10 protein-coding genes are annotated in these 19590 nt (G+C 74.4%); 1 reads left to right on the forward strand and 9 read right to left on the reverse strand.

All coding sequences use genetic code 11. The features are described from left to right. Positions 1 to 20: 20 nt before the first annotated feature. The 9 genes from AB0L06_RS17940 to AB0L06_RS17980 form a co-directional block, all read right to left on the reverse strand. Positions 21 to 1064, reverse strand: coding sequence for a GHMP family kinase ATP-binding protein (locus AB0L06_RS17940; protein ID WP_500232119.1), 1044 nt, complete (start codon positions 1062 to 1064; stop codon positions 21 to 23). After that, positions 1057 to 2925: a class I SAM-dependent methyltransferase gene (locus AB0L06_RS17945; protein ID WP_500232120.1), complete on the reverse strand. Its 1869-nt coding sequence runs from the start codon at positions 2923 to 2925 to the stop codon at positions 1057 to 1059. Before AB0L06_RS17945 ends, AB0L06_RS17940 begins: the two co-directional genes overlap by 8 nt. Continuing rightward, a complete protein-coding gene (locus AB0L06_RS17950; protein ID WP_500232121.1) occupies positions 2922 to 4088 on the reverse strand; it encodes a glycosyltransferase in 1167 nt (388 codons plus the stop codon). The genes AB0L06_RS17945 and AB0L06_RS17950 overlap by 4 nt, the downstream gene beginning before the upstream one ends. Next, positions 4085 to 4915 carry an alpha/beta fold hydrolase gene (locus tag AB0L06_RS17955; RefSeq protein ID WP_500232122.1) on the reverse strand — a complete coding sequence of 277 codons (831 nt, stop codon included), beginning with the start codon at positions 4913 to 4915 and terminating at the stop codon, positions 4085 to 4087. The genes AB0L06_RS17950 and AB0L06_RS17955 overlap by 4 nt, the downstream gene beginning before the upstream one ends. Further along, positions 4908 to 5645 (reverse strand): alpha/beta fold hydrolase, encoded by a 738-nt coding sequence (locus AB0L06_RS17960; RefSeq protein ID WP_500232123.1) that lies wholly within the window; start codon positions 5643 to 5645, stop codon positions 4908 to 4910. Before AB0L06_RS17960 ends, AB0L06_RS17955 begins: the two co-directional genes overlap by 8 nt. Continuing rightward, on the reverse strand, positions 5645 to 5977 hold the full coding sequence (locus AB0L06_RS17965) for an acyl carrier protein (protein ID WP_500232124.1): 333 nt from the start codon (positions 5975 to 5977) through the stop codon (positions 5645 to 5647). The genes AB0L06_RS17960 and AB0L06_RS17965 overlap by 1 nt, the downstream gene beginning before the upstream one ends. After that, on the reverse strand, positions 5974 to 10506 hold the full coding sequence (locus AB0L06_RS17970) for a beta-ketoacyl synthase N-terminal-like domain-containing protein (RefSeq protein WP_500232125.1): 4533 nt from the start codon (positions 10504 to 10506) through the stop codon (positions 5974 to 5976). The genes AB0L06_RS17965 and AB0L06_RS17970 overlap by 4 nt, the downstream gene beginning before the upstream one ends. Further along, complete coding sequence (locus AB0L06_RS17975; RefSeq protein ID WP_500232126.1) at positions 10499 to 17245, reverse strand: SDR family NAD(P)-dependent oxidoreductase; 6747 nt, start codon at positions 17243 to 17245, stop codon at positions 10499 to 10501. The genes AB0L06_RS17970 and AB0L06_RS17975 overlap by 8 nt, the downstream gene beginning before the upstream one ends. Before the next feature lie 778 nt (positions 17246 to 18023). Continuing rightward, positions 18024 to 18914: a LysR family transcriptional regulator gene (locus AB0L06_RS17980; protein ID WP_500232127.1), complete on the reverse strand. Its 891-nt coding sequence runs from the start codon at positions 18912 to 18914 to the stop codon at positions 18024 to 18026. Between the two features lie 83 nt (positions 18915 to 18997). On the opposite strand from AB0L06_RS17980, the gene AB0L06_RS17985 reads away from it, so the two are divergent. Then, a complete protein-coding gene (locus AB0L06_RS17985; RefSeq protein WP_500232128.1) occupies positions 18998 to 19552 on the forward strand; it encodes an NADH-quinone oxidoreductase subunit B in 555 nt (184 codons plus the stop codon). Positions 19553 to 19590: the final 38 nt, after the last annotated feature.

Below are 19590 nucleotides of genomic sequence, written 5' to 3' on the forward strand. Positions count from 1 at the left end.
GGTGCACGTCACATGCGGTCTTAGTTCTGGGCGGCGGGGCCGTAGGGGGTCACGGTGAGGAAACGCGGCGAGCGCAGGCGCTGGTACAGGCAGGCCCTGGTGATGGCCGTGCGGATCGGGCCCAGGTCAGCCGCCCGGACCAGCAACAGGGCCGGACGGCCCGGACCGTCCCAGATCATGCGGCCGCCCAACGCGCCCGCGTCCAGGGCGGCGGTCACCACCGTGCGCTGTTCCCTGGACGGGACGCCCGCCTCGCACAGCCGGGTGTGGGCGGCGGTGAACTCGGCGCCCAGGACGGCCAGGTCGCCGCTGCTCAGGCGCGACGCCACCTCGCGGAGAGGCGTCCGTTCCACGACAGGGCTGAGCGGTTCGGCGCGCACTCGGGTGTCGACCAGGAGGAGCCGCAGCCCGGCGGCCTCCAGGTCGAGCGGGACGAAACCGACGTCGGATCCCTCGTCCAGGCGCAGCGTGCCCTGACGTGCGAGCAGCGTCGCGCGGCACTGGTCCGCTTGGTGGTCGTCCGCCGCGCCGAAGGCGCGCAGACCATGGGCGACCAGTGTGGACAGGGTGTCCAGCGGGAGGTACGGCGCGTACAGGTCGCGCAGGGCCAGCGCCACCGCGCACGCCGTCGCGGTGGAGGCCCCCAGCCCGGTGCCGTCGGGCAGGTCCACGCCCGCCAGCAGGGTCGCGCCACCGATCGGGCTCGGGCACCCGGCCACCTGCAAGGCCCAGGCCGCGCTGAGGGCGGCCGCCGCCCACGGCTCGGTCGCGCCGGGACGAAGGGCGCCGAGGTCGATCCGTTCGCGGTCGGCGGGCCTGTTCATCAACGCCAGCTCGATCGTGTCGTCCTCACGGGGGGACGCCGCGACGATCGTTCCCCAGCGCGCCGCCATGGACAGGCTCGCCCCGTGATCGGACAGCAGCGTCACCGAGCCGGGCGCACGCCAGACCCCCTTCGCCCCGTACCCGTAGGTCTCGTGGAACGCGGCCGGGACGAGCCGGACCTCGGGCGCGAGGTCCAGCCGTCCCGCGAGGGCGTCCCCGTGGCGCGGAGCCTCACCCATCGGCGGGGTCGTCCTTGCGCGCCAGCACCCGGTAGGCGTTGCCGGTGCCGGTCCGGCGTGACGCCAGGGCGCCGAACGTATGGTCCAGCAGAAGACCGGTGAGCACGGCCGGAACACCGACGGTCCAGACCAGGCCGCGCCACACCCGCCACGTCGCCGTGCGGCGCTTCGCCGACCACGGCAGGTTCCGGTCGGGGGCCAGGTGCGCGAACCACTGGTACGCCGCGAGGACGAAGTCGTTGCCCTGGTGGGCGGCGGCGCGCTCCTCGGCGACCGGGGTGAGGCCGCGGTCGGCGAGCGCCCGCTTGAGGTTCCCGATCGGCATCATGTGCTGGTGCTGCGGCTGGAACCACGGCACCCAGTACCGGCCGAACAGCCGCCCGAGCCGCCATTCGGGGTCGGGCAGCTCGATCAGCAGGTGCCCACCGGGCGGCAGGACCCTCGCCGCGGCGTCCAGCTCGGCGAACGGGGAGCGGGTGTGCTCCAGGTAGTGGTGCATGCTCACCACGTCGTAGACGCCCTGGATCTCGTCGGCCAGGTCGGTGAACATCCCGCGGTGCGCGCGCTCGATCCAGCCGCGCCGGACGGCCTCCTCGATCTCCGCGCCCCAGTCCAGCCCGTCGAAGACGGTGTCGGGCCAGACCTCGCGCGCGGCGGCGCAGAAGTGGGCGTGCCCGGCCCCCACGTCCAGCCAGCGCTTCGGTGTCGCGGCGGATTCCAGCATCCGGGCGCGGCCCAGGTAGTCGTGCGACGACGTGGTGAAGATGGTCTCGGCGGTGGCCGCGCCGATGCCGTCGTAGAAGTCGCGGTAGTAGAAGTCCAGGCCGTCCGGGGTCAGCCGCGGGTTCTGGAAGATGTGCCCGCAGGCGCCGCATCGCTCCAGCGTGAAGTCCCCGGGCTTGTGGTAGACGAGATCCTTGCCGCGCAGCATGACCGACAGGTCGTCCGCCTCGCACCAGGGGCAGGTGTCACGCCGCGCCTCCAGGAAGCGTTCGACGCCCTTGGCCAGCTCCGCTTCGTAGTTCGGCCGCGCGTCCGTGCGCATGGCGGCGTCCCGCTGATCGGTCTCCGAGGTCCACCGGCTGGTCGCCGTGCGCACCCACACGTACGGCTCGTACAGCGGACGCCCCAGGGCGGCCAGGTGGAGGCCGCTCGGACGCAGCGCCGTGCCCGCGAAGACGAGGTACGGCTGGAGGCAGTAGACCGCCAGGCACGCCAGGGCCAGCGGCCAGGAGACGAACGCCTCGACGACGAGCAGCGCGAAGGGGATGGCGGCCAGCGCGAGGTCGATCGGGACGATCGTGCCGCTCGCGCGCAGCCGGGACCGGCGCCGCTCCAGATCGCCCGGCGCCGGACGCAGCGTTGGGGAGACGACCAGGGAGTCGCGGTCGCGCGCGAACTGCTTCAGCCGCCGCGCCAGGACGATCAGGTCGGGCGGGGAGATCGTGTCCGGCACGTCGGCCTCGGCGCGTTCGAGCACGTCGGCGGTGACGAGCAGGGCCGCGCCCGGGCCGCGTCCGTTGTCGGGGCCTTGGGCGTCCGGCGGTGACATGTGCCGGACGAGGTCGCGCGCGGCCGCCGCCGGCAGGGTCCGGGGGACGAGGTCGACGAGGTCGACGTCGTGCCGGCGGGCGTGCGCGATGGCGGCCAAGCGGCTCTCCTCGTCCAGGACGACGCCCTCGGCGACCAGGAAGCGGAGGCCGTCGTCACCGCCCTGAGAACGCTCGGCACCGTCCGGCGAACGCTCGGGGGCGTCGCCGGGCGCTCCGAGCGCGGACAGGGCCGTCGCGCGACCGCGCATGCGCAGCACGTTGAGGAGCAGCCCCGCGATGAGCAGGACGGCGAGGGGGATGGCGATCACGGCAGTTCCTCCAGGTGGTCTGCTGCCGTCGCGGCGCCGCCGGCGGCCGCGAAGGAGTCTCGGACGCGCTCGGCGGCGGCGCGGAATGAGGGGGTGTCGAGCACCGCGGCCAGCGCCGCGCGCAGGTCCGCCGGACGGACCCGCCCGAACCGGAGGCGCGTCCCGGCCCCGGCCGCGACGACCTGCCCCGCGATGATCGGCTGGTCGTCGCGGATCGGGCACACGACCAGCGGAAGCCCGTGCGCGAGCGCCTCCGACACGGTGTTGTGGCCGCCGTGGGTCACGACCGCGTCCAGGTGGGGGAGCAGGGCCAGTTGCGGGACGTGGCCGGTGACCAGGACGTGCGGCGGCGGCTTTTCGAGCATGCCGGGAGGGGCGACGACGATCGCCTGCACGTCGGATTCCCACCCGTCGAGCGCCTCGAGCGCGGCACGGTAGAAACGCTCGCCCGCCGGGCCGTTCAGGGTGCCGAGTGAGATCAGCACCTTGCGGCGGCCGGGGTCGAGCCAGTCCCACGGGAACTCGCCGCGGTCGGGACGTCCGGCCAGCGCGGGGCCCGCGAAGACCCAGTGGCCGGGGAACCGCGACACGTCACCGGCGAGCGCGGCGGTCGTGAACACCAGGACGAGACGGTCGGAGAAGCGCAGGTCGACGGGGTCGTCCAGGCCGGACGCGGTCTGGAAGCCGTCCATGAGCGAGGAGATCCAGGCCTCGACCTTCGGCATGCCCGCCAGCGGACGCAGCACCTCGGCGGGCGTGCTCGCCGAGGTCGCCCAGGCGATCCCGGCGCGGCGGGCGGCGACCGGCCCGGCGAGCGCCTGCTGGTCGGCGACCAGCACGTCGGGGGAGAAGTCCGCGATGGCCGCCTCCACGCCGGGGAGCATCGCGTGGCCGAGGGGGACGATGAACTCCTCCCACAGGAACTTGAGCTCCGCGGCACCGCGCAGCGCCATCCACTCCGATCGCTTCTCGCGCAGCCGGTCGTCGAGCGCGTCATCGATGACCGGGAGGACGCGGGCGCCTGTCGGTAGCAGTGGTTCCAGCGTGCCGGGGTGCCCGGCCCAGGCCACCTGGTGGCCGCGCCGGGCCAGTTCCGCGCCGACCGCTGCGGTCGGGTTGATGTGGCCCGCCAGCGGCGGCGCGGTGAACAGGAATCGGCTCACGCGCCCTCCAAAGCAGGGTGTTCCGCTGTCCGGACGCGCTGCTCGGCGAGCCAGGAGAGCAGGATGTCGCGGAGCACGCCGGTCGCCTCGCGCAGGACGGTGTGCGCCAGGCCCGGCAGGATCTCGACCGTGCAGTCCGGCACATGGCGTTCGAGCTCGGCGGCCGCTCCGACCAGCTCGGACCGCTCCCCGTACACCGCGAGGACAGGGCAGCGGATCGCGGCCAGCTCGGCGTCGCGCAGCGGGCGCTCGGCCGCCACGTCGTCCACCAGGCTGGTCTGGTTCAGCAGACCGTCGACGTGCCGGACGAGGCGTGCCATGCGCCGCTGCCCGGCCTTCGCGTACTGGTCGCGTGCCCCGTCGTGCTCCAGCCGCAGCGCGGTCACCGACAGCGTGTTGGCCATGTCCTCGAACCAGGCGGCGGCGCCGGGGCCCGAACAGCTCGCCTCGATCAGCATCAGCCCCGCCACACGGTCGGGCGCGGTCACGGCCATGCGCGCGGCGAGGACGCCGCCGTAGCTGTTGCCGACCAGATGGACCGGGCCGGTGACGCCGAGCGCGTCGAGCAGCGCGCACAGGTCGGCGACGCCGTCGTCGGCGGTGTAGCCGCGCTCCGGCCGGTGCGAACGGCCGTGTCCGCGCAGGTCGTAGAGGATCACGCGGGTCCCGGCGACGGCGGCGGGCCCGGCGAGGGTGTAGTAGAAGCTGGACAGGTTGTCGGTGACCAGGCCATGGACGAACACGACCGTCGGGCCGTCCGGCGCGCGGTTCTGGGGCTCCATCACCTGCGCGTTGAAGCGCAGGCCGTTGGCGTGGACGTCAGCCATGCGCCACCTCGGCGCGCGCCGGTCCCAGGAAGCCGGTGACCAGGGCGGTCACCTCGTCGGCGTGGCTCACGTGGATCTCGTGGCCGCCGGCCAGCTCGTGCGCGCGCACGTGGGGGCAGGCTTGCCGGACGCGGTCCACCGAGGAGATGAACGGGGAGTTCCGTCCACCGATGACCAGGCACGGGCCGCCGTCCAGCGACCGCAGGTCCGCGTCGGTCACCGGCGGTTCCGCCGCGAGGTCGGTCAGCACCGTGGTGGTGTCGGCCAGCGCCCGCATCCGCCGCTCCGCCGAGCCGTTCCGCAGGCGCCCGGACGGCTCGCCCCGGACGGCCCGGAGGCCTTCGGAAAGACCGACCTCGTTGAACGGGGGCTCCACGAGGACCATCCGCCGGACCCGTCCCGGGACCGTCTGGAGGAAACGCAGCGCGACCAGGCAGCCGTAGCTGTGCCCGACGATCGCGAAGGGCGGCAGGTCGGCGGTGAGCGCCTCCAGGTCGGCGGCCATGGACGCGGTGCCGTACCCGTTGGGCGTGCGTTCGCTGAGGCCGTGCCCGCGCCAGTCGACGAGGCGCACGCGGCGGGTCGCGGAGATCGCGGGGGCCGCCGTCAGGTACCAGGAGGCGATGCTGCCGGTGAACAGGCCGTGGAGCATCACCACCGGCTCGCCGGGCCGTCGCGGCGCCAGGTCCGCGATGTGGAACCGCGCCCCGCGGACGTTCGTGTACGGCATCAGCGGGCTCGGTCTTCCCACGGGACGGGCGTCGTGCGCCCCTGGACATAGTCCACCAGCGTGCCGACGTCCATCGACATGATCTCGGTGAGGTCCATGTCGGCGATGAAGGCGGCGAAGTCGATCCGGTCGCCGTAGTGCTGCTGGAGCTTCTCGGCGAGCGCCACGAACTCGATGCTCTCCAGCGCGAGGTCCTCGCTGAACGTCGTGTCCCCGGTGATCTCGACGTCGAGCAGGAAGTCCTCCCCGACGACCTCGACGAGCATGCGGGTCACCTCGGCGAGGACCATGTCCGCCGTGTCCGCCGCGTCCGCTGTGCGTTCCTTGTTCACTGAGCGTTCCCTCCGTGCGTCCACGCCACGGCGTATCGCGCCGCCCCATTGGTGATCACTGTGCTGCCGGCCGGGTGCACGCCGCCGTCGGGCGCGGTCACCTCGAACTCCGGGCCTGCGTCGCCGCCGCCGGTATCGGTTGCCGGCCGTGTCTCGAAGGCGTGCGGCCGACCTTCGAGTTCGAGGCCGAGGGACTTGGCGACGGCCTTCTTGGCGGTCCACATCCGCGTGAACCGCTCGTCCCGGTCGGCGCCGGTCAGGCCGTGGAGCCTCCCGCGTTCGGCGGCGGTCAACGCCTCCTCCTCCGCGGCGGCGTCGCGTTCGACGACCGGCGCGATGTCGATGCCGACCCGGCCGGGCCCGGCCAGCGCCACCGCGATGCCGGGGTCGCGTCCCCGGCCCGCGCACTGGGCCAGCGAGACCCGCGGCGCGCGGAACGCCCCGGCCGCGCGCGGCCGTCCGTCGGCGTCGTCCTCGACCGCGATCTCGGCCGGGTAGAGGGGGCCCGCGCCGAGGTCCCACAGCCGCCGCCGGACGGCGTCCTTGACGGCGATCCGGCCGAGCAGCCAGGGACGCCGCGCGTCCGGGGCCAGCGCCTCGTAGCGGGACCGCTCGGAGGCGCCCAGGTGGCGGCGCATGATCAGCTCGCGCGAGCCGGTGTCGGGCCAGTGCTCGCGGACGGCGCACCAGCCGCCGGGGTGCGGCTCGGACAGCGTCTGGCTCTGCGGATGGAACTTCACCGCCCAGATCCGCTCGTCGGTGGCGAAGCGCCGGGTCGTCCAGCCGTCGATCCGGCACCAGACGCGTCCGTCGCCGTCGCGGAGCTCGGCGTCCGCCCGCGCCTCGGTGTCGGTGATCTCCCGGATCCACGCGGCGCACTCGATCCGCGCGCCGGCCTCGGGCGGCGGCCCGTAGAACCGCACCGCGCGGATGCCCGTCGGCAGGACGGTCTGGTCGACGGTCAGGGTGACCTGCATCCAGTGGCCGATGAGCTGGCCCGCGCCGTCCAGCAGGGCCCCTTCGGCGGGCAGGTTGGCCAGGCTTCCGGTGATGCCGTCGGGTCCGACCCCGTCGATGCCGGCGACGCTGGCGAACCGGGGTCCGTGGAACATCCAGTTGCCGTCGTACAGCTCCCGCGCGGAGACGGGTGGGGGCCGCAGTGCCTCGGGCGGCGTTGGGGACGGTTCGGGGGCGGGCGGATGGCCGTCCGCGCGCAACCGCACGACGCCGCTCGCGTAGCCCTCGATCTGCACCTTGACCGGGATGTCGCCGTCCGGCGTGGTGGCGCCGCGGGCGACGTGCGTCGCGGCGTTCGTCTCGGGGGCGGTGCAGATCCACCGCAGCGCCCTGACCTGCTCGATGGCGACCACCGTCGCGTCCGGGACCAGCTCGCTCGCCGCCCGGGCCATCACCTCCAGGATCGTGGTGAGCGGGACGACGGGGAACCGGTCGGTCATGTCGGGCCAGCCCGGCGCCTGGGGGAAGATGCAGTGGTCGGCGGTGTCGGGCATCGTCGCCAGCGAGAACACCTGGGTCAGGGTGAGGGAACGCGGTCGCTCCGCGGTGCCGTCCGCGGGCGCCGCGCCGCCCACCGCGACGGGCATCGCGGCGGCTCCGGTGCGCCAGGCGTCGCCGACGTCCCGCGCGGCCGCGGTGGTGTCGGCGAGCACGGCGCCGAGTTCGCTGAGCACCGGGGAACCGCCCTCGAGGGCCGTCGGAGGAACCTCGGCGGTGGCCACGCCGAGCAGGCCGCTGAGCTCGGGCAGCCGGACCATGGGCGTGCCGAGGCGCAGCCGCACCGACCGGTCCGGGGCCGCCGTCCGGTCCGGGCCCGCGGGACGGGCAGGGGTCGCCGACCGCCCGGACGGGGCGGGCAGCCGGGCGAAGTCCGGGTCCAGGCCGTCGGCCCACAGGGCGGCCGCCACCCGGCGCAGCTGGTCGAGCCCGTCGCGGGCGGACACGGCGGTGCTGATCGTCAGATGGTCGCGGTCCCGCAGGGTGTCCTCGGTGAAGCCGGCCAGGCTGCCCTGCCCGACCTGGACGAACGCGCGGATGCCCGAGTCGTGGAGCAGTTCGGTGAGGCGGCGGAACCGCACCGGCTCGACCAGGTGGCGCAGCACCAGGTCGCGCACGCCGCCGGTGTCGTCCGGGAAGGGCGCGAGCGAGGCGGCGGACCACACCGGCACGGTCGCCCGGCTCACCTCCAGCCGCTCCAGCATCGCGCGGGCGGACGGCAGATACCGCGTGTAGGCCGGGGAGTGGAACCCGGTGCGGAACGGCATGGTCTGGGTTAGCACGCCCTGCCCGCGCAGGCGGTCCACGAGCTGCGCGACCTGGTCGGCGGGACCGCAGACCACCGCCTGGTGCGGGCAGTTGTCATGGGTGAGGTGCACCTGGTCGAGACCGTCGAGCTCCCCGACGACGCGCTGGGCCGACGCGCCGAACGCCGCGTACACCAGGTCGGGCACCTCGACCATGCCCGGCCGCATCGAGGCGATGAAGTCGTCGACCCGCGGGTAGATCCGGCCGACGATCATCGCGGTCCACTCGCCGAGGCTGTGTCCGGCCAGCGCCCCGGGCGTGACGCCGATCCCGGCGAGCGCGGCGGCGTACAGGCGGCTCACCGCCACCACGTCGAGGGCGTGCTCGAGAACGTCGGCGCCGCCGGACAGCGCCGGGGCGGGCAGGCCGAGGTGCTCGGCGAGGGAGGCGACGCGCGGGGTGAAGTCGGGCTCGAAGCCGGGGAACAGGAACGCCACCTGCTCCGGTCCCGAGAGCAGCGGCCGGGGGGTGAACCACACATCGCTGCGGCCCCGCCAGGGCCGTCCCCTGGAAACGATCTTGCGTGCGAGCGCGAGCCGGCGGGCGTCCGGAGCGACGATCGCGAGCCGGCAGTCCCCGTCCCCGGGCGGCACCGTCCCACCCGCTCCCTCGATCAGCTCGGCGTCAGGGGCGTCAAGGATGGTCGCGATGTCGCGGGGGTCGGCCCTGGCGACCCGCAACACCGGCTCCCCCTCGGGTCGGCGGTCCGTCGCGGAGACGCGCGGCATCCGTTCATCGCCAGGTCGGCGGTCGGTTGCGGCGCCGTGCAGCATCGGTTCATCGGCGGGTCGGCGGTTCGCGGAGGACGTACGTCCGGCAGCGGCCAGGGGTGCCTCCTCAAGGACGACGTGGGCGTTGATTCCGCCGAAGCCGAACGCGTTGACGGCCGCGCGGCGCGGCGCGTCGGCGGGACGGTCCCACGGCGCGGCCTGGAGGACGGGCGTGAACCGCGTGCCCGCCAGCGCCGGGTGCGGCTCCTCGATGTGCAGGGTCGGCGGGAGCGTCTCGTGGTGCAGGGCGAGCGCCGCCTTGATCAGGCCGGCCACCCCTGCGGCGGGCATCGTGTGGCCGATCATCGACTTGACGGTGCCCAGGCCGATCGGCGGGCCGCCGGAGCCGAACGCGCGTCGCAGCGTCTCCAGTTCGGCGGCGTCTCCGGCGGACGTCGCGGTGCCGTGCGCCTCGACCAGCCCGACCGCGCCGCCCTCGGAGGGATCCACACCCGCGGCCCGCCAGGCCTGCTCGACGGCGACGACCTGGCCGTCCGAGGAGGGGTTCATCATGCTGGACGAGCGCCCGTCGCTGGCGACGCCGACGCCGCGGATCACCGCGTAGACGCGGTCGCCGTCCCCGAGCGCGTCCGCGAGGCGCTTGAGCAGCACGACCCCGGTGCCCTCCGACAGCAGCGTGCCGTCCGCCCGGGCGTCGAAGGGACGGATCGTCTCGGTCGGGCTCAGCGCGCGGAGCTGGGTGAACACGCTCCAGAGCGTGGTGTGGTGGCAGTGGTGCACCCCGCCCGCGAGCACCGCGTCGCAGCGCCCGGACGCCAGGTCGCGGACGGCGTGGTCGACCGCCAGCAGCGACGACGCGCACGCGGCGTCCACGGTGTAGGCCGGGCCGCGCAGGTCGAACCGGTTGGCCACCCGGGACGCGGCGAAGTTCGGCACCAGCCCGATCGACTCCTCCGGCCCGAGGGCCTTCTGGAACGCCTCGCGCGCGGTGGCCAGCCGGTCCGCGGAGAGGCCGGGCGCGAGGTCGCGCAGGACGGCGACGAGCTGGTGGGCGGTGTGGACGCGCTGGTCGAGCCGGGCGACGCCGGGGGTGAGGTAGCCGCCCCGGCCGATGACGACCCCGACGCGGGAGCGGTCGGGGAGCCGCTCCTCGCCGCCCGCGTCGGAGATCGCCTCGGCGGCGGCGCGCAGGGCCAGCAGCTGGTCCGGTTCCGTGCCGTCCACGGCGGCGGGCATGATGCCGAACCTCGTCGGGTCGAAGTCGGCGAGCTCGTCGACGAACCCGCCCCGGCGGCAGTAGAAGCGGTCCGGTGCGGCCGCGGCCTCAGGGGCGTAGTAGACGTCCGGATCCCAGCGGTGCGCGGGCACGTCCGAGATCGCGTCCACCCCGGTCCGGATGTTGTGCCAGAACGCCGTCGCATCCGCCGCGCCGGGGAACACCGCGCCGACGCCGACGATCGCGACGTCCTCAGGCATCCTCGGCCTCGCCGCACATGTAGACGACCTGCGCGTCCCGGCCGTGGGACAGCTCGCGCAGCAGGCAGTCGACCCCGGCGTCCGGAGTGATCAGGGCGATGCCGCGCCGGGCGTACTCGCGTTCCAGCTCGGGCGAGACCATGCCGCCGCCGGCCCACGGCCCCCAGTCGATCGCCACGACGCGTCCGGGCAGCCGCGCGGCCCAGGCGTGGCCGAGCGAGTCGAGCGCGTCGTTCGCCGCCGCGTAGTCGGTCTGGCCGCGGTTGCCGAACACCCCGGACACGCTGCCGAACGCGACGACGAACCCGGGAGGGGGCGTCGCCTCGCCACCGGACGCGAGCGCGTCCAGCAGCGCGCGGAAGCCGTCCACCTTCGTCCCGTAGACGCGGTCGAACGAGTCGGGCGTCTTGTCGGCGAGCAGCCTGTCCTCCAGCACCCCGGCGCCGTGGACGACGCCGTCCAGCCGTCCGTGCCGCGCGCGGATGTCGGCGACGACGGCCCGCACGGCCTCGGCGTCGCGGACGTCGGCGACGTGGTAGCGGACCGACGCCGCGGCGTCCCGCAGGTCCGCCAGCGTCGTCCGGATCTCCCGCTCGGCGAGGACGCGTCGCGCGGCCGCGTCGATCTCGGCTGGTGTACCGCCCTGGCGGGCCAGGACGCCGCGCAGGGCGGTCATGTCCGCGGCGGGCACCGTGACCGGGTCCTCCGGGCCCGACGGGGGCGGGGTGCGGCCGATGAGCTCGACATGGCAGCCGGTGCGGCGGGCCAGGGCCCGTGCGGCGGTCGCGGTGATGCCGCGCGCGCCGCCGGTCAGCAGGACGACCGACCCGGCGTCCAGGCCGGGCGGCGCGGTCGCCTCGCCGTCGAGGTCGGCGCGGCGGACCCGCGGGGTGGTGCGGGTGCCGTTGCTGTACCCGACGACGGTGCGGCCGTCGCCACCGGCGAGCTCGAGCGCCAGGTGCTCGGCGATCTTGCGCGGGTCCTCCTTGGGGTCGACGTCGACGGCGCGCGCCACCGCGTCGGGGAACTCGCGCGCGAGCGCGCGGACGAGCCCGCGCAGGCCGATGTCGGCCGTGCCGGTGTCGGCGTCGTCGCCTTGCCCGAAGCGTCCGGCCGTCGCGGTGGCGACCACCAGCCGGTCGGCGCCGCTGAGCAGCGCCTGGCGGATCCCTTCGAACGCGCCGGGGAGCACAGGCCCGGCGCCGGGGCCCAGCGCGCCCAGATGCACGAGGGCGTCGGCGGGTTCGGACTCCGGGGCCGCCACGACGCGCGGGACGGCGCCGCGCCGTTCGAGCACGTCGGCCAGCGCGAGCGCGACCCCGCGGCCGTCGTCCACGATGACCACCCGGCGGTCGGCGAGCGGGTCGCCGTCACCGTCGGGGGCGGGGACGACGACGGGCTCGACCACGAAGCGTCCGGGCTCGACCGCCTCCACCCGGACGGGTCCGGATGCGGGCGCGGTCGCCTCGGCCGGGGTGGCCGCTTCGACCCGTCCGGAGAGGTGGCCGCCGAGCCAGTCGGCGATGCCGCCGATGGTCTTGATCCGGGCCAGTTCGGCGACGACGTCCTCGTCGAGGGGCGCGTCGCCGCCGGCGAGCCCGAGCTGGTCGGCGAGCTCCCCGATGATCTCCGTGCGCTTGATCGAGTCGATGGACAGGTCGCCTTCCAGGTCCAGGTCCGTCCCGAGCATGTCGGCGGGATAGCCGGTGCGGGCGCTGACCGTGGCGACCACGACCTCGCGGACCTGCCGCGGGTCCCTCGGCCCCACCTCCGGTTCCGGCGCCGTGGACGCGGGGACGGGAACCGGCGAGGGCTCGGGGACGAGCGCCGGGACCGGAGACGCGGGCGCGGCCGGGAGGACCGGCGCGGACGGCGTGGTCCCCAGGTAGCCGAGCATGACCTCGCGCTGGGTCGCGACCAGCTCCCGTGACGTCCGCAGGAACTCCATCACCGCGGCGTCGCGGCCCGCACCGTTGCCGTTGTCCATGGACTCTCCTGTCAGGTTCGGACCCACCTGGGGCGCTTCGGTCGCGGGCCGCAGCCCGCCCGGCACGCACTCTCCGGACGCGGTGCGGACGAGCTGCCCGTCCACCAGCCAGCGCGGACGCCCCGGCGCGGCGGAGGCGGCAGCGGCGGCGGGATCGGCACGTCCGGCGAACAGCGGGCGCAGATCGACCGGGACCCCGGCGGTGGCGAGCGCGGCGAGCGCCTCCAGCAGCCGGACGATCCCGTTCTCGCCGGGCACGTCGCACGGCACGACCGTGTGCGGCCGGTCGCCCAGGATCCGCCCGACCAGCCCGGTCAGGACGCGTCCCGGCCCCGCCTCGACGAACACCCGCGCGCCCGCCGCGTACATCGCCTCGACCTGCTCCACGAACCGCACCGGTTCGGCCACCTGCCGGGCGAGCAGATCCCGGACGCCCTCGGCCGTGCCGGGATAGGGAGCGGCGGTGCCGTTCGACCAGACCGGACGGGCGGGAGGCCGCACGTCGTGGCCGGCGAGCGCCGCGGCGAGCGTGTTCGAGGCCGAGGCGACCAGCGGACTGTGGAACGCGCAGGCGACCGGCACACCGCGCGCCCGCATCCCGCGCTCCTCGAGCGCGGCCACGGCGCGCTCGACCGCGACCGTCGGACCGGAGATGACGGCCTGCGCCGGAGCGTTGTCGTTGGCGACGACCACCTCGTCGCCGAGGCCGAGTTCCTTGAGCGCCGTGCGCACGTCGGCGGCGGTCGCCGTGACGGCGGCCATGGTCCCCGGGTCCTCACCGGCCGCCGCGAGGATCGCGCCCGCGCGGCGCTCGCTGAGGGCCATCAGGTCGTCCTCGCCGAACGCCCCGGCCGTGCAGAGCGCGACCAGCTCCCCATAGCTGTGGCCGCCGGCCATGTCGGGACGGACCCCGAGCGTGCCCAGCAGCTCGGCCATGGCCAGTCCGGCGATGCCCAGGACGGGCTGGGCGACGCGGGTGTCGGTGATCGCGGCCTTCTGCCGGGCGGTCTCGGCACGGTCGAACGCGGCCGGCGGGAACATGGCCGGCGCGAACCGTCCGTCCGCCAACCGGAGCAGGCGTTGCAGGCGGGGGAAGGCGGTGAACAGGTCGGCCAGCATCCCCGGCCGCTGGCTGCCCTGGCCGGGGAACAGGAACGCCAGCCCGCCGGTCGCGGCCTCGTCCGGCGCGAGGTGGACGCCCCGTCCGGCCTTCCCGGCCCGCAGGTCCGCCAGCTTGGCCGTCAGGTCGTCCCGGCCGGAGGCGACGATCGCGGCGCGGACCGGGGCGTCGGGGGCGCCGCGCAGGTGGGCCGCCGCCAGCTCGCGCAGCTTCGTGTCCCCGTCGGCGTCGAGCGCCTTGGCCAGGCGGTCGGCCTCCCGGACGATCCCGTCCGGGCCGTCCCCGCGGAAGAGGAACAGTTCCGCCGGCCACCGCGGCAGGCCGTGCGCGGGCTCGTCCACCCCGTCGTAGCCGCTGAGGACGGCGTGGAAGTTCGTGCCGCCGAAGCCGAAGGCGCTCACCCCCGCGTACCGGCGTCCCGGCGGCGCCTCCCACGGCGCGGAGCCGAAGGCGAACGGGCTGGTCTCCGGCGACCAGAACGGGTTCGGCTCGGTGATGTGCAGGCCGCCCGGACGCGTCCCGGTGTGCAGGGCGTAGGCGGCCTTGATCAGTCCGGCCAGGCCGGCGGCGCACTTGGTGTGCCCGATCTGGGACTTGACCGACCCGATCCGGCAGCGCGCGGGCTCCGCGCCGGCCTCGGTGAACAGCTCGGTGAGCGCGGCCAGCTCGGTGCGGTCGCCGACCACCGTTCCGGTGCCGTGCGCCTCGACCATCCCGACGTCGGCGGGGGAGACCCCGCTCGCGGCGTAGGCGCGCTCCAGCGCGCGCCGCTGGCCCTCGGGACGCGGCGCGGTCAGGCCGAGGGAGCGTCCGTCGCTGGACCCGCCCACGCCCTTGACGACCGCGTAGATCCGGTCGCCGTCGCGTTCGGCGTCCTCCAGGCGCTTGAGGACGACGCAGGCCACGCCCTCGCCGAGCACGATGCCGTCGGCGGCCGAGTCGAACGTGGCGCACCTGCCCCGGGACGACAGCGCGCGCACCGAGGCGAACAGCAGGTAGTCCTGGACGTCGTTGTGCAGGTCCGCCCCGCCGCACACGACCATGTCGCTGCCGCCGGCGGACAGCTCCTTGCAGGCCAGGTCCAGCGCGGCGAGGCTCGACGCGCAGGCCGCGTCCACGGTGAAGTTGGGGCCGCCGAGGTCCAGCCGGTTGGCGATCCGCCCGGCGATCACGTTGCTCAGCACGCCGGGGAAGGAGTCGTCGGTGAGCTCGGGCAGGTGCCGGTCCAGGGCGGGCGGGACCTCGCCGGTGTAGGCGGGCAGCGCCGCGCGCAGGCTGTAGGCCGCCGACAGGCCGCTGCCCGCCTCGGCGCCGAAGATCACCGAGGTGCGCTCGCGCTCGAACTCCCGCTCGGCGTACCCCGCGTCGCGCAGCGCCCGCGCCGCCACCTCCAGGGCGAGCAGCTGGACGGGCTCGATGCTGGCGAGGGACGTGGGCGGGATCCCGTACTCGAGCGCGTCGAACGGCACCCGCGGGATGAAGCCGCCCCACCTGGAGGGCGTCCGGCCCTCGGGCCGCGCGCCCGCCTCCGCGTCGTGGTACCGCTCGACGTTCCAGCGTTCGGCGGGCACGTCGGTGACCGCGTCGACGCCGTGGACGATGTTCGACCAGTACTCGCCGAGGTCGCTCGCGCCCGGATACACGCAGGCCATGCCTACGACGGCGATGTCCAGCGGCGTCGCCGGGGTCTCCCGCTCCTCGGCGTCCGGCTCCGCGAACGAGGCGAGCAGACGGGCCGATCCGTCCGCGACGTCCTCGTGCAACTCGGCGACGGTCGTGACGTCCGAACGGAGCGTGGCAACCTGGCCGAGCATGTACATGCCCTCGTCGAGCTGCTCCCGCCCGTCCACGGTGCGCAGGCCGTCCTCCGTGCGCCGCAGGCCCTTCGAGGCGATGCGCAACCGACCGAGGTTGAGCCCCTCCAACTCCGCCCAGGCGTCCTGGACCGTGGCGCCGCCGTCGAGGAGGCGCTGCCGCGTCTCCTCGAACGCCGCCACGTACGGGGTGTCCGCGCATCGGGTCACATGGCCGGGCGAGGTCTCCAGCAGAGCCGTGTCCCGGCACTCCAGGGCCGTCCGCTGGTACCCGGCCAGGATCGCCCCGGAGTCGACCGCCTCCCGCGTGAACAGGTAGGCCGTGCCCATGAGCACGCCCGTCGCCGCGCCGCGCTCGGCGAGGGGACCGCAGAGCGCCGACACCATCGCGCCCGATCGCGCGTCATGGACGCCCCCGGCGAACAGCACGCTCATCTCGGGCAGCGCGTCGCCGTGCTCGAGAAGGCAGTCGATCTGGGCCTGCCAGAGCGGGAAGCTCGCGCGCGGGCCGATGTGCCCGCCGCACTCCGACCCCTCGAAGACGAACCTGCGGGCGCCCTCCTTGACGAACCGCGCCAGCAGGCCGGGGGAGGGGACGTGCAGGTAGGTCGCGACGCCCTCGGACTCCAGCGCCGCGGCCTGGGCAGGACGCCCTCCGGCGATCAGCGCGTACGGCGGACGCACCGCCCGGACGGCGTCGAGCTGAGCGGCCCGGATCTCCTCCGGGGCGAAGCCGAGGACCCCGACGCCCCACGGCCGGTCGCCGAGCAGTTCGGCGGTCTCGTCCAGCAGCCGGCGCGTGTCCTCGCCGTTGAGAAGGGCGAGCGCGACGAACGGCAGGCCGCCGCCCTCGGCCACCCGCGCGGCGAAGGCGGCGCGGTCGCTGACGCGGGTCATCGGGCCCTGCGCGATCGGGTAGCGCGGACCGCGCGGTTCGCGCGCGATGCCCCGCCCCGGCGCCAGCGGGGCCTGCTCCCTGCCCGCGGCGATCCCGGCGCCGATCGCGGCGCGGATCGCCTGGACGACACCGCCCGCGGTCCTGTGCCGCCGGGCCAGGGAGGCGGCGAACGCACCCTCCTGGCCGATGGGCAGCAACTGCTCGCGCAGGTCGCGGCCGCCGAGGCGGTCTGGGACGCCGCGCTCTGCCAGCTCAGAGATCGGCAGGTCCGGACGTGTGTAGACGCGATGGCCGTCGACGATCGTCGTCTCGCTGCCGTCCATCGCGGTGATCGCCGCTGCGACCGTCTCCGGGAGGTCCATCTCGGCGGCCAGGGCCAGCTGGGAGTCGAGCACCACGCCGCGGGCACCGCCCGCCACCGCCGCGGCGGCGGTGGCCGTGCCGATGCCGCCCTGCGCCCAGACCGGGACGTCGAGCTCGGCGACCAGCCGCTGGAGCAGGACGAACGTGCTCGGCTCCCCGACCCGTCCGCCCGACTCCGCGCCCTTGGCGATGACTCCCGCCGCTCCCTGCGTGACGGCCGCGCGAGCCTCCGCCGCCGAGACGACCTCGACGAGAACCCGGCGGCCTTCGCCACACCACGGCAGGACGTCCAGTCCCGCTTCGAGGACCACGAGGTCGACCGGGGGAGGCAGGTGCTCGGCTGAGAGCGGGCATCCAGCCGACACCCGCACCCCGAAGGCGCCGTCCCAGCGGCGCGTGACCCGTTCGAGGTGGTCACGTGCCAGGGAGGCGTCCCGGCCGAGGTCCAGGACACCGAGCCCTCCGGCCCGTCCGACGGCCACGGTGAGCGGCGCGCTGGGCTCGTGAAAGGGCGTCAGGCCGAGTACCAGGTCGCGGCCGTGCAGGTCAGTCGTCATCTGCGTCTTTTTCATCCGAACCTCGGAAGGGGGCCTTCGGGCATGGCGGTGCCCTGGGGTGGACGTTCGAATCGCAAAGAGAAGGGAGCGCCGGGGCAGGGGTGAACAGAGTGCGGCAGACTGGTGCTATCACAGCGCTGTGTCCGCTGTCGACAATCTCTCACCAGACGCTATGGCCAATGTGGAGATAAGTTCCTGGTCAGATGCGCTCTGAAAGAGTTGAATCTTTTATCTCTGGCCAAAAGTGGACGCTCAAGGCGAGGACTTCACGGGCGCACGCACGGGCGCGGACGTCCAGGCCCGCACCGGCCCCCGTTGTGGCCTCGAAAGCCAAGCCGTGCGGCCTGAGCTGCACATTCAGAGATTTCTCTGAGCCCCCTCAGAATCCGGACCCGGCTCTGGTGGCCCGACGCTCCATCAGCTTGGGGCGCAGTGCTCCAGAGCGCGGCACCACGTCCGACGACACCGCATTCGAGGCCGTATGCACCGATGGTCACATGCTTGTAATGGGGGTGATATGGGCGTATAGTCCAGCGTCCATGTAGGGGTTCCTCCCTTGGGAGAGCCATTGCCCTATTTAGCGCGCATGTGCCGTGACTGTCGTTCAATGTTCACGCGATGACCGTCCACGGCTCCCCGAATTGCGTGCGCCTCCAGGGTTGCCCAAAGCGACATCGGATTCACTCACCGCCATTGATGGCCTGTATCATTCGCCCGCCACTATTGGAACGATGTAATGGCGTTTCGTGACCGCCGGGGGTGAGGGACACCGGCCCGGCTAGGGCGCGTCGGGCGCGGTGCCACCGGCGAACTCGCGGATCAGGGCGCTCTCCGTGCCGGCGGGCCAGATCGGGGCGCAGACCACCGGGGGTAGGCCGGACACCGGCACCGTGACGACATGAGGGTTGTCCGGACGCACCGAGGCGACCGTCAGGTGGATCACGTCCCCCTGGGCGACCAGGACGACCGCCTCCTCGAGCGACGCGGACCTGTGCCGCGGCACCCGGCGCAGCGGGAGGCCGCCGGGGGTGGCGGGCGGCACCCACAGGTCGGCCAGGTCCGGCGGCATGCTGCTCGGGTACAGGACGTCGTGGTCGGCCAGCTCCTCGGCGTCGATCGTGACGTGCCGTCCCAGCGGGTGCCCGGTCGCCAGCAGGGCCGCCCTGTCCTCACGACGCCATGCCCGGCCCAGGCGGTAGCCCCTGGCCTCGATCGACGCGGGATCGCTGGGCAGCCAGCCGACGAAGACGTCCACCGGCCATTCGTCCGCCCACCGGGACGGTTCGGAGTTGGGGTGTGCGGAGCGCACCACGGCGCAGCGCGGGTGAGTCCCTTCGAACGCCTGGATCCTCGCCTCGACCACAGCGGTGGGCAGGCTGGTCGCGACGCCCACGCGCAGCACCCCGGTGCCGGTGCTGTCGCGTGCCTCGGTGAGCGCCCGTTCCATCCGGTCGTGCGCGGGCGCGAGTTCGGCGCGCAGCCGCTCGCCCAGAGGCGTCAGCCGCACCCGCCGGGTCGTCCGCTCGAACAACGGGGCGCCGACCCGGCGTTCCAGCGCGCGCACCGCCTGGCTCACCCGCGGGGTCGACACGCGCAGCCGCTCCGCCGCGCGGCCGAAATGCAGCTCCCGGGCGACCTCCAGGAACGCCTCGATCTCGCGCATCTCCATGCGCCCATTGTGGCGCGCGGCGAAACGATCATGGCGGAATAGGCGATTGATCACCCTCGCGCGTTCGACCAGCCTGGATGGACATGGGACTCGAGGAACACCTCCCCGGCGACTTCCTGCTCACGACCGTCGAGAAGATGGCCGGACTGGCGCGCCGGTCGTCGATGTGGCCGATGACGTTCGGGCTGGCCTGCTGCGGCATGGAGCTGATGGCGGTCGGCGACCCGCGCCACGACTTCGCCCGGTTCGGCATGGAGCGCGCCTCGGCGACGCCCCGGCAGGCCGACCTGATGATCGTGGCCGGACGGGTGAGCCAGAAGATGGCGCCGGTGCTGCGGCGGCTCTACGACCAGATGGCCTCACCCAAGTGGGTCATCGCGATGGGCGTGTGCGCGTCGTCCGGCGGCATGTTCAACAACTACGCCGTCGTGCAGGGCGTCGACCACATCGTCCCGGTCGACGTCTACCTGCCCGGCTGCCCGCCCCGCCCGGAGATGCTGCTCGACGCCATCGTCAAGCTGCACGACAAGGTCCAGAACACCAAGCTGGGCGCCCACCGCGAGGCCGAGATCGCCGCGGAGGAGCGGGCCCGCCTCACGCGGCTCCCGCTGATCGACGTCCGCTCCGGCCCCGAGTGAGCGCACCGGACGGCCGGGGCCGCGATCCGGGTCGCGGC

Origin of the sequence: Spirillospora sp. NPDC052269 (assembly GCF_040679435.1) — a bacterium.
In the GTDB taxonomy this organism is placed as follows: domain Bacteria; phylum Actinomycetota; class Actinomycetes; order Streptosporangiales; family Streptosporangiaceae; genus Spirillospora.